At 56.3% G+C, this 13,205-nt stretch carries 14 protein-coding genes; 3 read left to right on the top strand and 11 right to left on the bottom strand.

Annotated features, from left to right (window positions below; translation table 11 throughout):
* Position 1 precedes the first annotated feature (1 nt).
* Both atpD and ABD971_RS15930 read left to right on the top strand, forming a co-directional pair.
* The gene (atpD, locus tag ABD971_RS15925; RefSeq protein WP_339937029.1) at positions 2 to 1,450 is read left to right on the top strand and encodes a F0F1 ATP synthase subunit beta; all 1,449 of its coding nucleotides are present in this window, start codon (positions 2 to 4) and stop codon (positions 1,448 to 1,450) included.
* Positions 1,451 to 1,453: 3 nt separating this feature from the next.
* Positions 1,454 to 1,840: a F0F1 ATP synthase subunit delta/epsilon gene (locus ABD971_RS15930; RefSeq protein WP_339937031.1), complete on the top strand. Its 387-nt coding sequence runs from the start codon at positions 1,454 to 1,456 to the stop codon at positions 1,838 to 1,840.
* 287 nt (positions 1,841 to 2,127) lie between these two features.
* On the opposite strand, the gene ABD971_RS15935 is transcribed toward ABD971_RS15930, so the two are convergent.
* The 8 genes from ABD971_RS15935 to fliE all read right to left on the bottom strand — a co-directional run bounded on the left by ABD971_RS15935 (position 2,128) and on the right by fliE (position 10,925).
* Complete coding sequence (locus ABD971_RS15935; RefSeq protein ID WP_345323639.1) at positions 2,128 to 3,792, bottom strand: flagellar hook-length control protein FliK; 1,665 nt, start codon at positions 3,790 to 3,792, stop codon at positions 2,128 to 2,130.
* A 57-nt stretch (positions 3,793 to 3,849) separates the two neighbouring features.
* Positions 3,850 to 4,392: a hypothetical protein gene (locus tag ABD971_RS15940; protein ID WP_345323641.1), complete on the bottom strand. Its 543-nt coding sequence runs from the start codon at positions 4,390 to 4,392 to the stop codon at positions 3,850 to 3,852.
* Positions 4,393 to 4,539: 147 nt separating this feature from the next.
* On the bottom strand, positions 4,540 to 5,007 hold the full coding sequence (fliJ, locus tag ABD971_RS15945; RefSeq protein WP_339937037.1) for a flagellar export protein FliJ: 468 nt from the start codon (positions 5,005 to 5,007) through the stop codon (positions 4,540 to 4,542).
* A gap of 87 nt (positions 5,008 to 5,094) precedes the next feature.
* Positions 5,095 to 6,528 carry a FliI/YscN family ATPase gene (locus ABD971_RS15950; protein WP_425571318.1) on the bottom strand — a complete coding sequence of 478 codons (1,434 nt, stop codon included), beginning with the start codon at positions 6,526 to 6,528 and terminating at the stop codon, positions 5,095 to 5,097.
* Positions 6,525 to 7,211, bottom strand: a complete 687-nt coding sequence (locus tag ABD971_RS15955) for a FliH/SctL family protein (protein WP_345323643.1) — start codon at positions 7,209 to 7,211, stop codon at positions 6,525 to 6,527. Before ABD971_RS15955 ends, ABD971_RS15950 begins: the two co-directional genes overlap by 4 nt.
* Positions 7,212 to 7,248: 37 nt before the next feature.
* Positions 7,249 to 8,457, bottom strand: a complete 1,209-nt coding sequence (locus tag ABD971_RS15960) for a FliG C-terminal domain-containing protein (protein WP_345323645.1) — start codon at positions 8,455 to 8,457, stop codon at positions 7,249 to 7,251.
* Between the two features lie 499 nt (positions 8,458 to 8,956).
* Positions 8,957 to 10,594 carry a beta-cystathionase gene (locus ABD971_RS15965; RefSeq protein ID WP_339937042.1) on the bottom strand — a complete coding sequence of 546 codons (1,638 nt, stop codon included), beginning with the start codon at positions 10,592 to 10,594 and terminating at the stop codon, positions 8,957 to 8,959.
* A 94-nt stretch (positions 10,595 to 10,688) separates the two neighbouring features.
* Positions 10,689 to 10,925, bottom strand: a complete 237-nt coding sequence (fliE, locus tag ABD971_RS15970; protein WP_339937179.1) for a flagellar hook-basal body complex protein FliE — start codon at positions 10,923 to 10,925, stop codon at positions 10,689 to 10,691.
* Here fliE and ABD971_RS36185 point away from each other — a divergent pair.
* Positions 10,837 to 11,085, top strand: coding sequence for a hypothetical protein (locus tag ABD971_RS36185; protein ID WP_345323659.1), 249 nt, complete (start codon positions 10,837 to 10,839; stop codon positions 11,083 to 11,085). The genes fliE and ABD971_RS36185 overlap by 89 nt on opposite strands.
* On the opposite strand, the gene flgC is transcribed toward ABD971_RS36185, so the two are convergent.
* The 3 genes from flgC to ABD971_RS15990 are packed head-to-tail and all read right to left on the bottom strand — an operon-like array spanning position 11,053 to position 12,360.
* Entirely contained in the window at positions 11,053 to 11,472 is a 420-nt protein-coding gene (flgC, locus tag ABD971_RS15980) for a flagellar basal body rod protein FlgC (RefSeq protein WP_040764355.1), read from the bottom strand. The two genes, ABD971_RS36185 and flgC, sit on opposite strands and share 33 nt — an antisense overlap.
* 57 nt (positions 11,473 to 11,529) lie before the next feature.
* Positions 11,530 to 11,934: a flagellar basal body rod protein FlgB gene (locus tag ABD971_RS15985; RefSeq protein ID WP_345323652.1), complete on the bottom strand. Its 405-nt coding sequence runs from the start codon at positions 11,932 to 11,934 to the stop codon at positions 11,530 to 11,532.
* Between the two features lie 3 nt (positions 11,935 to 11,937).
* Complete coding sequence (locus tag ABD971_RS15990; protein WP_339937047.1) at positions 11,938 to 12,360, bottom strand: nitrogen regulation protein NR(II); 423 nt, start codon at positions 12,358 to 12,360, stop codon at positions 11,938 to 11,940.
* Positions 12,361 to 13,205: the final 845 nt, after the last annotated feature.

Below are 13,205 nucleotides of genomic sequence, written 5' to 3' on the forward strand. Positions count from 1 at the left end.
TATGTCCACCGCAATCGAACAAGGCGCCGTTGGTAAAGTCACGCAAGTCATTGGTTCTACCTTTGATGCGGAGTTCCCTGAGAAGCAGCTTCCCAAGATCTACAACGCTGTAGAGATCAAGAGCGAGCACAAAGGGGTCGCGATCAATTTGATCGGCGAAGTCCAACAGCACCTCGGTGGCGGTCGCGTTCGAGCGATCGCACTGGGTAGTACCGACGGCATGATGCGAGGCATGGACGTGGTCGACTTGGGCCGGCCCGTGACCGTCCCCGTCGGTGTCAAGACTCTCGGCCGCGTGTTCAACGTACTCGGTAACCCCATCGATAACCGTGGCGAAGTCGAAGCCGAAGATTACTGGCCGATTCACCGTCAAGCTCCTCCGATTTCCGAGCTGTCCACGAACACCGAAGTGTTCGAAACGGGCATCAAGGTGATCGACCTGCTGACCCCGTTTGTGCGTGGTGGTAAAGCGGGTTTGTTCGGAGGTGCAGGACTGGGCAAGACCGTTATTTTGACCGAGTTGATCGCTCGTATCGCAAGTAGTCACGGCGGTTACTCGGTATTCGCCGGCGTGGGTGAGCGAACTCGTGAAGGAACCGACCTTTGGTTGGAAATGCAAGAAGCGGAAATCGGCGAAACCGGCCGTAAAGTAATCGAGCAAACTTGCATGGTGTTCGGCCAGATGAACGAGCCACCAGGCTCGCGTCTTCGCGTTGCACTGTCCGCGTTGACCATGGCTGAGTTCTTCCGTGATTCGACCGGAGCGGACACGTTGTTGTTCGTCGACAACATCTTCCGCTTCTCGCAAGCGGGTTCGGAAGTATCGGCGCTACTCGGACGTATGCCTTCGGCTGTGGGTTACCAACCGACGCTGGCGACCGAAATGGGTGCGTTGCAAGAGCGGATTACATCGACCAAGAAGGGAGCGATCACCTCGGTTCAAGCCGTTTACGTTCCTGCGGATGACCCGACTGACCCGGCACCGGCAACGGCGTTCGGCCAATTGGATGCGTTCATCTACCTCGAACGATCGATCTCGGAAAAGGGCATTTACCCTGCGATCGACCCGTTGGCATCGAACTCGCGTATTTTGGATCCGCAATACGTCGGCGATCGTCACTACGCGATTGCTCGCCGCGTGCAAACGATTCTACAACGTTACCGCGAACTTCAAGACATCATCGCGATTCTTGGTGTCGACGAATTGAGCGAAGACGACAAGATGATCGTGCATCGTGCTCGTCGTATCGAGCGATTCTTGTCGCAACCGTTCCTCGTGGCTGAAGTCTTCACTGGTAAGAAGGGCGAAATCACGTCGCTCGAAGACACCATTCGCAGCTTCGAAGGAATCTGTAACGGTGACTACGATCACTTGCCCGAGCGAGCGTTTATGTACGTCGGTGCGATCGAGCAAGCCGAAGCTCAGGCTAAGAAGATGGAGAACAAGTAAACGATGGCCATTCGATGTATTGTCGTCACGCCTGAGCGTACCGAATTTGACCGCGAGGCCGACTTTGTTGCGTTGCCGATGGCCGATGGCGAGTTAGGTATCCTCTCGGGCCGCGCGCCGATGATCGGGCGACTTGGGTTTGGTACGCTGCGGTTGCAAACCGCCGCCGGTCCCGAGCGTTATTTCATCGACGGTGGGTTCGCCCAAGTCGAAGGCGATGTGGTCAGCATTTTGACCGCACGTGCAACTCCTGTCGATTTGCTCGATAGCGAGAAGGCACGAGTCACACTGAATGAAGCTCTTGAAATGCCTTCGGCAACGGTTCAAGAAGCCGAGATCAAAGACACGGCCGTTCGCCGAGCTCGCGGATTGCTGCGAGCCTCGCGATAGGTTTTTGAGATTTCACCCGCCCAGCAACGCTGGGAGCGTCGGTGAAGTCGGCAGTAGCAAAAGTCGCCAAGACTTTCGACGCGCGAGTACGATAGTCTTTCTGTAGCGAAAGTCGCCAAGACTTTCGGCCGGGCAAATCAGTTTTTCAAAGTAGCGTGACTCTCTAAGTCGTGTTACTGTCGCTTGGACGATTCGGAGCGTCATCCTGCATTCTTTCGGCCGGTCGCTTGACGAAACTCTTAGCGAGTTTCGCTACCAAGAGTCGACGAAAACGTCCACGCCGCCCTCTACAGCTTCACATCCACGCCGGTGCTTCGTGAAGCAATCTGCGGCGTATTGCTTGGCCCGCTGTTGACGCTCGCTGCGATATCGCGATTGGGCCTTGGACGAGGCGATTGGCGGGGTGATTGCCAACGATCACCCGACGAGTACCCTGCCCCGCCCTGCTCTGCCCCGGATTGATGCCCGCTAAAGGAACGCTCGCCCGACTGCGGGTCTTTCTCGACTTCGACCGACAACTGCTCGATCTGCATTCCTTGCGATTGCAACCGTGCTCGCAGCTCGGGCAGGTTCTCACGAAGCGCCGCTGCCGCCGCTTCGGTTTCGGCAACCACTCGCGTTTGAATCTTGTTGGATTTGATCTGCATTTCCAAGCGGACCGTGCCGAGTTCCGCGGGTGCCAAACGAAGACGTACATTGCCGCCGTCTGGCCCGAGATGCTGAAATGCACGACTGACACGCTGGATCAACTTGGCTCGTGAAATCAAATCTGTGGTGCTTGAATTGCCACTCTTTTCCGCTCGTTTTGTCGTCGCATCCGCAGCCGACGTGGTGCTGTTGGGGCCGCCAATTGCGCCGCTGCCATCACGAGCTGCACTGTTGGTCGATGTCGCCGATGATGCGTTTGCGGTTGCGGCCGCGGTGGTGCGTGCGGCGCCCGCAGCTGCGGCCGCCGTCTGCGTGATCGCTTCGACCGCCTGCTGTGCCGCAGGACTGACGTTGGCACCTTGGATGGTCGTCGGTTCGACGCTGGAGAGTGATTCAGGAATCGGCAGCGTCGCGGTCGCGGATAGAGACGGTGCTGCGGCTTGTCCGCTGCGTGTCGCCGAGGCGGCTTCGTCAATCGTTCCGCCACCGGATCGGTCGCCGCCATTGACGGGACCAAAGTGATCACGGCGGCGCTGGCGTGAATCGCGGCGGTGATCCCCCGAGTTGGATTCGGACTCGGTTTCCGGTGTCGCGTCCGTCGAAACCGACTCGGCGTCGGTCGTCGTGTCTTCGCTTGTTTCCGCTGTGGTTTTGTCCGTCGTTTGGACACGAGCGAGCGACTCGGTCGACGTTTCCGCTTCCTGCTGAGAAGACTTTTGTTTGGCCTGCTCCTGCTCACCAGTCGGGAGCACTGCGTTGGCATCGGCCTGTTCGGTTTGGTCTACCGAAACGTTGTCGTCTTGTTCGTTGGCGTCGGTGTTGTTTTGGACCGTCGCAGCCGCTAGCACGCTCGCGTCATTCGCGGTGGCATCTTCGGTCGATTCGGACTCGGCAACGATTCGTTCTTCGCCAGATGTCGCGTCCGCGACCGCTTCTTGATTCGCGTTGTTGTCGCTGTTGCCGCTGGGGATGGCCAAGGATGCCAGGTCGGATGCGTTTTCTTGGGCGAGGACATCTGCCTCATCCGCCTCGTCTGCCTCGTTAGATTCGGCAGCGGTGGCATCCTCGCTCGCTTCGTTTTGCGAGGACGATTCAGGCGGCGAAGATGATTCCGAGGCCGCCGGAAGGCTTTTGGCGGTCTGTGGCGATTCGATCGCAGCGATTTGGGCAAAGACGTCAGCAAAGGCATCGATGATGCCGCTGGAGGGATCAACCGATTGCAGTTGAGTGCCAAGCGATCGCAAGCGATTTTGCGTGGGAGTTCGTACGCCAGCGGTGCTGGATGTTGTTTGCGACTCGCTCATCTTCGAGGCCTCCCCTAGTAGCGAATCGGCGCCGCTAGAGAGATCGCTAGCAAAACGCTACTCGCCGCCTGCCTGACTAATCAGGGACGTGGTTGGATACCCTTCGCCGATGCGGCGTAGGATCTCGGCGAGTTTGTCTGCTTCGGATGGCTGAACAAACTCCGCCAATATATCTTTTCGTTTATCGATGGGCATGGCTTGAACAATATTGACGACCTCATCAACTCTTTCATCGTCATAAATTCTCAAAAGTTGCTCCTTTGCTTGCACTGCATCGAGTGATTGCAGCGTTTTTTGCACTTCTAGCAATCCTTTGTCCTTCGCTCCCTTCTCCATCTTCGCAAGCTTGTCATTGAAGGCTTCGCGACGTTCATCGAAAAATTTTGTTTTTTCTCGCAGATTTGCTTCCATCTGACTCAGCTCGTCACGGTACTGGTCCTGACTTCGCAACCTCATGTCCATTTCCAAGCTTTCCATTTTCCTTGCTTGCAAAATCTCTTCAAAATCAGGTTGTTCGCGGTCTTCGCTCTGAGCCAGGATCTGTTGCAGCCGATTTCCGGAGATATCAATGCCATTAAGTAACGCAATGACTTTGGTCATCGTGTCACCGTTGATCGAGCCTTGCGTCACGAAGTAACCGAACAAGATCATTTGGGTCAGCACGGTACCGATACAAAAGGCGGTGAAGGCGTAGGTGAGTTTATTGATCATGGTTCATTGATTGCATTTCGGAAATTTGGGTTGCTGCTAGCCGAGGTGAGTATCTCGTAATTTTCGGCTAGCGATGGCGAACCGACGATTGTTCATTTCATCGATTTCCATTTGTTCGCGGCGATTCATTTCTTGTTGGTATTGGTTGCGGTCGAGTTCTTTCATGCGTTGAAACTTTTTGACTTCGGTTTCCGCATCCCGAAGTTTTTGTTGTCGCCGTTGTAGTTCTTCTTCCAGCTTTGCCCGAGTTTGGACCAGTCCATGAATGTCGGCTTGCAGTTGCAAGTCAAAGCGTCCTCGGGCAAGCAAGCGATCGACGGCAACGTCGCCGAGTCGTGATTGAGCATCCTCGTTTCGCAGGGATTGGCGTTCTTGTTCGATGTCTTGGATTTGCTGGTCGATCTTAGCGATCGCCAGGTTCGCTTCGCCCACGAGTCCCCCCATTTCGTCACGTTCACGTTGACGAAGGTCCAGAATCGATTCAAAGCGAAATTCATACTTCATGTGGGATGTAATGTAGTGGAGCTTGCTAAAGCTCCTTGGGGCATGGGGGTGGCAGGATCTTTAGCAAGATCCACTACCCTGCTTCTTCTAACGCGCCGGCGGCACCGCTCCGGGCTGCGTGTTTGGTTTTTGGGGCTGGGGTGACGCGGCAGCAGGTGGTGCGGCAGGTGCTTGTGCGGCGATCAATCCTTCGAGTACCGCGAGCGATTGCTCCATCGGGGCAATCTCTTTGGCGTCTTGCGAGAGGAATCGTTTTAGGGGTTCCCGCATCGAGATCGCTCGATCGACGTTCGGGTCACTGCCGTTGCGATAGGCTCCGATCGAAATCAAGTCGGCGTTCTTCTTGTAGTCACTCAAGTAGCGTCGTACTTCGCTGGCCGCATTCAGAGTGGACGGAGAAACGAGGTGGCTCTGCAATCGGCTCAGACTCTGCAGCACATCGATCGGAGGCCATTGGGCTTGCGCCGCCAGATCGCGGCTGAGCACGATGTGGCCATCGAGCAGTCCACGCAGCGTATCGGCGATTGGTTCGTTGTTGTCGTCGCCTTCGACCAACACGGTGTAAAACGCCGTGATCGATCCGAGCTTGGTCCGCCCTGCCCTTTCAACCACTTGCGGCAACAGATTGAAGACGCTGGGGGGATAACCGCGTGTCGTGGGCGGTTCGCCCGAGGCGAGTCCGAGTTCACGCTGGGCCATTGCCAGCCGAGTGACCGAGTCCATCAGCAACAGGACATTCTTGCCTTCGTCGCGAAACGATTCCGCGATCGCGGTTGCGGTCCACGTGGCCGCGATTCGCTGTGCCGCCGGCCGGTCGCTCGTTGCGACCACCACGACGCTTCGCCGCAGTCCTGCTTCGCCCAAGCTTCGCTGAATAAATTCTTGGACCTCACGACCTCGCTCGCCAACCATGCAAATCACAATACGATCCGCATTCGATCCACGCGCCAACATGCCCAGCAAGGTACTTTTGCCGACACCCGAGCCCGCGAAGATACCTAAACGTTGACCGCTGCCGCACGTCAACATGCTGTCGATCGCGCGGACGCCGGTTTGCAGTGGCGTGTCGATCGGAGGGCGATCGAGTGATTCCGGAGCCATCCGGGTACTGTCCACAGGTGCCAAGTCTTCGGGAAGCGGTTTGCCGTCGATCGGACGCCCTAGCGCGTCGATCACCCGTCCACACAACGAGGCACCGGCTCGCAAATTCATCGACCCACCGACCAATCGCACTTTGTCACCGGCCGCGATCGGAGCCATCGTTTCCAGCGGCGCGATAATCGGTCGCACGCCTTGGAATCCAATCACCCGAGCGAGCCGACTGTTTGGCGTATCGGGACAAACTTCGCAGATCGCACCGATCGGCGCCGTCATCCCTTCCAATTCGATCGCGTCACCACGCACCGCTGCGATCCGTCCGGTGATGTGATTTGTCATCGCTTCGCGGATGATTCGCGACGCGGTTTCCGCTTGGTGAATCTTGGGCGGGGTGATGTTGTACTTGAACGTTGCCGCACTCATACCAACAACTCCTGTAATCGCAGCAATTGTTCGTCGAGTCCCGCGCGGATCTCGCCGCCGGGTTGCCGTACGATGACCGCATCCAGAGCGACGGTTTCATCGGGTTCCACCATCGTTTGTTCTGGCAAATCAGGGGACGCCAGCAGTTCGTCAAAGACTTGGCCGAGATTCACCAACGTTTCCGGATGGACGGCTAAGATCAACCGAGTCGCCGAACGTGTGCTTCGCAGTGCCTCTTCGGCCCAGCGGACCAGGATGGTTTCATCGCCCGCAAGTTGGCGGCGGATCACTTTTTCGGCAGCCGCGATCGCGATCGACGTCAACGAGTCGGCGTACTGCTGCATCCAATCTTCATGGATTCGATGCAAATGCTCGACTGCGTTATGGATGATCTTCAGCGAGTCGGCCGCCAGGGTTTCGGCTTGTGCTTTGATCTTTTTATCGGAATCGATTGCGGCCCTAGCCAACCCGTCCTGATAGCCTTTCTCGTGTGCTTGTTTGCGGATCAGTTCGGCGTCTTTCTTGGCTTGATCCAGCATCGCGGCCACTTGTTTGCGACATTCGTCGATACGGCTGCGTCCGGCGTCGGCGAGGTCGTCCAAGTTAAAGCCAGCCAAACCGGTAACGCTGCGTGCGGCATTTGTGGGGTCCGACGGTCGTTCTGATTTTAAAACAATGGCCATGACAAGGTTCCTGGGATTCGTTTGCGACGTGTCGAGTCTACGCCGCCATCGCGGTTGTCTTTTCCGCTGATGCGGCGGCATTCAATTTCATCGACGCGGTCGCGACTGCCGATTTCGCTTCGTCAATCTCGCGTAATTCAAGCGAACCGAGCGTGTTCATTTGACTGCGAACCTGTTTCGCATACGCCTTGGGTAACACTCGCAGAGCGGCTTCGGCCGTCACGTTGGGAAGTCCACATAGGGTCAACATCGCTTGCCGCGTGCCGACTTGCCCAAGCGCTTGGCATAAGTCAAGCGGCGTCAGCGAGATCAAATGTTGATGAATCGAATCGGTCGAAAGAGTCGTGGTTTGCGGTTTGCGAGGCTTCGCTTGCGACGTCGCCCGGTCGTCACCTGAGGCGGTCTTGGTTTCTGGCGCGATGCGAAGCGAATGGATTTCAACGTTCTCAGGACGAGATTCCGCGACGTCCGCGATGCGATTGGTTTCGATGGGGGCCCGCGTCTGGGAGACTGGATTAGGCAGCGGACTTGTCTCCGATTTCGGCTGGGGCATGGCGGCCAAGATCGCGTTGAGCGCACGTTGCCCGGTGGATTGCGAAGCCCGTTTTTGTTGCGAGCTGAGACTCTGTTGGACTCGATTCCGCAAGTGTGAGGCAAGTTCTTGGACCGCTTCTTCGGGGACATCGTTGAGTCGTCCGATCCGGCTCAAGGCATCTTTCTGAACCGTTGCATCAAGTTGCGGCAGGATGCGGGCAGCTTGAGCGGGCGAGATCGATGCCAATACCAGTGCGACGGCCTGCGGATGTTCACCATCGATCACCGTGACCAGCACCTCGTCTTCGGTATCGCCTAGAAACGAGAGCGCGGTATGGGTGTGGGGCATCGATTCAGAGGAGCGGTGGGCCGCATTATCGCGATCCTGCTTCATCACCGAGCTGCCGGCCGATGAGTTGGGATCGATTGAGTTTGCCCGCAGCTGAATCTCGTCTTGCCCCGCGTTATTGGTGCCTGCGGGACGGTTCTGCTGAGATTCGAGCGACCCTTTGAATGCTTGCAGTGCCCGCTGACGCTCAAGCGGATCGACGTCCGAGAGCGAGGTCATGGTTCGCCGCAACGATTTTTTCATTGCATCGTCAAAACTATTCAACAGCTTTGCCGCGACCGGGCTTGGCAAGCTACTCAATACGATTGCAACGCGTCGCAGCGATGCTTCTCGGTTCGCTCCTGTTTGATGAGCAGCATTCATTGCGTGCACTCCTTTGCAAAACGCCCTGCAAGAGGCTCCGAGGTGAATCCATTTCTCCGTCGGGTTTGGCGTGATCCTTCACACCGAATCTACTTGTAAGCAAAGTGCGCAATGCATGAAAGAGCGGATTCGATCGTGAGATGGTCTTCCTGGCTCGTCGGTAGCGGAAGTCGTCAACGACTTGTTGATTTATTGAGCCGTGACGCGTGAGCGGCCGGGTCCCACGCGGTACCCGGTGCCTTACGGCCCACGGCTCACCATTGCAATTCGCATTTGGACTAAATCAACAAGTCGTCAAGACTTTCGTTGTTTTTATGAGCCGCTTGTGGCTGAGCGGCCGGGTAATGCTAACACGGCGAGCCCGATTCAGAGCTGGCTACCACCATCTCTGACCTACCCCGTGGGGGAGGTGAAACGAGATGAGCAACGGACTTAGTGAAATAGACGTGTTCATCTGGAACGAGCGTGTGCTGTTAACAGGCTGGAAGCCTATTCTACGTTAGGCCGCACCGACCCAGTTTCGGATCACGTTGGCAGCCACTTCGGGGTTATCTTCGACAATGCTGGCCAATTCGTCCTTGAGCGTCCCGCCGGTGATCTCCATGGCTTCGACTCGTTTTTCTTCGATTTCCTCTTCCGCGGGGGGCGTCGGCAATTCGAGTCCAAACCCTTCAGCGAAATCTTTGGGTACCCCGTCTCCCGAACCGCGGATTGCACCGCGTGCGACCATCAGGGCGACCACGGCCAATACGATCAAAGCGATCGTCTGCCATGATTGGGCGAGCCAACTCATCGCAATCTTGGCGGTTTCCGGTTCGGGCATCTCGGGTTCTGGAAGATTCAGATAATCGGTCACTTCGACCAATTCAATTTTGCTTTCTCCAGCGTTGACTTCGGGCAACAGCGGCGTAACCGCTTTTTGAATGTTGCTCTTCACGTCCAATCGCAATTTTTCGAGGTCAGCGGTTCGCATCGGAGGAATCTCCGATGGCTTCAGATCGGGATTGTCTCGCAGATTGTTCTGGGCCCACACGTGTTGGTAGTAACTTTGTGGAAGACTGATCGACACGCGAACTCGTTTGACTTGCAGCGAGGCAACTCGCGAATTTTCGTATTGTTGGCCTGCCACTCCGCTGCTCTCGCGTTCATCTTCTTTTAATTTGGTCGTCTGAGCATTCTCTTCGATGCTGGCGGCACGGTTGCCGATCGCGTTGGGAACCGTTCCCGGCACTCCTTGGTTCAGCGGCCGGTTGCTTTGCGAATCGATTTTTTTCGAGCGATCGGTCAACGTGGTTCGCTCGGCATCATATTTAAGGACGGTTTTTTGGACGTCCATTGTCGGGTCGATCTCGGCATACACCGCGATCCGGACATCTGGCCCGTAACCGCCAAGCTGTTTGCGTACTTTTTGCTCGTAACGAGCTTCCTCTTCACGCCGCTTGTTCGCCAACGGGTCGCTGTCGTCATTGAAATCGGTGACGCCGGACGAATTGGTGTCGATCACGACCACATCGTCGCTGGTCATGCCGGCGAACGAACCGCGAATCAGATCTTTGATCATTTGGATGCGTTGTCGCGGCAGCGGATCGGTGCCTTCGGGAGCGACCACCACGCTGGCGGATTGCGGACGCGATCGGCTGAGCCCGAATCGCTCGCCTCGGTCATACTCGACACTGGCCCATTTGACGTCCATAAACGCGGCGATTTTGCTGCCCAAGTCTTGTTCTTTGGCGTGCATTTCTCGTGAATTACGTTGTTCGCTCGAGTCGAACGCACTGTTGCTTTCGATCGCCGACTGAACATTGCTGCGAAGCGAAATGGGCAGGTTTGCCGATTCGGTCAATGCCGCCAAATAGGCGGCACGCTCGGCCTTGGGGATGCGGATTCGACGCCCTTCGCGTTCCCAATCGTTGAGCCCCGCGGCACTGAACGCCAATTCCACCGAGTCGAGCTCTTGTTCGCCGAGCACACGGCCGCCGAACAGAACTTCGTGATTCGTCGTGCTACTGCCGCGTACCAGGAATCCCAATCCGATCGCGATCGCAGCGACCAACAGCAGCGTGATCATTCGCGACTGCATCGGCATCGCTTTGAATGTTTCGCGTATCTGTTCAGCGGACTGGTTAAAGAGGTTCATGGTCTACAGGAGGTGTCGGATAAATCGAGAGGTGTCGGATTAAAGGAAATAGGGTGCGGGGAATGAGTGGTCCGGGGCGATGTCCCGCATTGTCTTAGATCTGGATTTGTTGAACTTCGCGATAGGCTTCCATCAACTTGTTGCGAACTTGCAGCAGCATACGAAAGGCGAGATCGGCTTTTTGTACCGCCGTCAACACTTCGGCTTCGTTCACATCCCCGCCTGTTAACAACGAATGGACCATGCCATCGGCGTTGTTTTGCATCGAGTTGACGTTGTTGACTTGGTTGGACAACAGTTTGGCGAACGAATCGACTCCTGAAGTCGGCACATTCGCAGCACCCGAAGTCTTCGACGAGGGACTCGTCGAAAATGGGTTGGCCGGGCGTGGCGGCGGTGCGATGGTCGAAATCGGTTTCATGATTTGGCGTTACGGACGCAAACGTTTGAGCGATCGGTTAGGCGAGGATCGTCAATGTCTCGCGGCTTAGGTTCTTGGAAATCTCCATCACGCCGACGTTGGCTTCATAGGCACGTGTGGTTTCCATCGCGTCCACCATCTGCGTGGTCATGTCGATGTTGGGATAAGCCACATAGCCTTTCCACTCGCCCTCTTTGATGGCCAGCGGGTGATTGGGTTGATAGCGATAGCGATGATCCGCCTCGCTCGTTTTGATCTCGGCAACCTTGACGCCAGATGCGCCCGACGTGGTCAGCGAATCGTCGGTTTGAAAGACCACTTCGCGAGCACGGTACGGATTCGCTTCGCCGTTTTCGTCGGTCAGCGAGGACATGTTGGCGATGTTTCCCGAGATCGCATTGAGTCGAGTTCGCTGTGCGACCAAGGCCGACGTGCTGATGTCGATGGATCGTATCATGATGCTCGGGATCCTTTGTGAGTGCAGGTGTTAAATAGTCGAGCGTAGGTCGGCGACCTAAGCACGTTCGGTGATCGCGGCTCGCAGCAGCGAAAACTGGCTTCGCATTGTCGTGATCGCGAGGCCGTGTAGGTGTTGGTTCTTGGCGATTTCGGTGATCTGTCCTTCCAGTGAGACGTCGCTACCGTCGTGGAAAACGACTTGCTCGGATGCCGCACGCGGACCTGCGTAAATGTCGTCGCGGGTGACCGCACCGATCGAGTCAGTGGGGCGAGTGCGGCGGGAGTCGTGGATCGATTCCGCCAACGCATTTTGAAACTCCGACTCATCCAGGTCGCGTGATCGGTAACCAGGCGTATCGAGGTTGGCGATATTGCCGGCCAGCAATTCGTGTCGCCGCTCGGAGAACGTCAGCGATTGCTCGAGTGCAGGAATCGTCGTGGATTTGAAAATGCCAAGCATGGTTTACGCTGCGATGCGGGCAGCTCCCTGTTGAGGACGGAACACGACCGTGGCCGCCGCACCCCCTTGAGGACAATTTTGCCAGTGAATGCGGGCACCCACTGCAGCAACCGCAAACGGAATGCGTGTTTCGCGGAGTTCGATCGCGCGGCCGGTATCAGCGACTTCGAGTTCCAGGCCACCAGCGGCATCGACGGCGGTAATGGTCAACTCGCCGCCCTCGGTCATTTCCGCAACCGCTTGGATGACCATGCTGCGGATCAGGTCGACGGTTTGGTTCGGATTGGCGGGCAGTTTGATGGACGAATCAATGTCGACTTCCAAGCAAATCGGGGCCGGATTTTGCGTCAACAGGACAGATGCCACAGATTCGACAAGAATCGCTAAAGATTCACAGCTGTTCGGGTCGATCCAAAGATGTGACATGATACGCTCCCAATGAATTGTTTTGGGGTGAGTGGAAAGTGCGTTGCAATTGGCTGATAACGCATTCGCAATCGTCGACGCAATACAGATTTCCCGTTTGTGTCCCTCTCTGCTCGCACTTCCGCGCAATTACCGCCCAAGCGGCGAGTCTCGCTGTTGCTGCCATCAATTGCTAGCAAAAACGATTTCTTCTGAAGTCCAGGGATCAGCCCATTGTCGCTCGGCTTTCCAAGCCGATTGCATTCCTTCATCCGAATGCAAACCGCTTCATCGGCAGCCCGCCGTAGAACCCGCGAGTATGCGAGGGACATAGGCAGCGACGAGTGTTTTTGACAGACGAATGGGGGGACAGACGAATAAATCCAGAGCGACGATTCGGCTGTCCTTGTCCTTACCCACATGATCAGTCGCGGTAGCGACGACAGCAGCGAGCATGACTTGCGGGCGTCGCTATCGCAACTAAGAATCGAAACAAGATTTGCGCAGCCATTGTCGCTCGGCTTTCCAAGCCGATTGCGTTCATTCATCCGAATGCAAACCGCTTCATCGGCAACCCGCCGTAGAACCCGCGAGTATGCGAGGGACAAAGGCAGCGACGAGTGTTTTTTGACAGACGAATAAGGGGACAGACGAATGAATCCAGAGCGACGATTCGTCTGTCCTTGTCCTCACCCACATGATCAGTCGCGGTAGCGACGTCAGCAGCGAACATGATTTGCGGGCGTCGTTACCGCAACTAAGAATCGAAACAAGATTTGCGCAGCCATTGTCGCTCGGCTTTCCAAGCCGATTGCGTTCATTCATCCGAATGCAAACCGCTTCATCGGCATCCCGCCGTAGAACCC

Source organism: Novipirellula rosea, from assembly GCF_039541335.1.
Taxonomy (GTDB): Bacteria; Planctomycetota; Planctomycetia; order Pirellulales; family Pirellulaceae; genus Novipirellula; species Novipirellula rosea.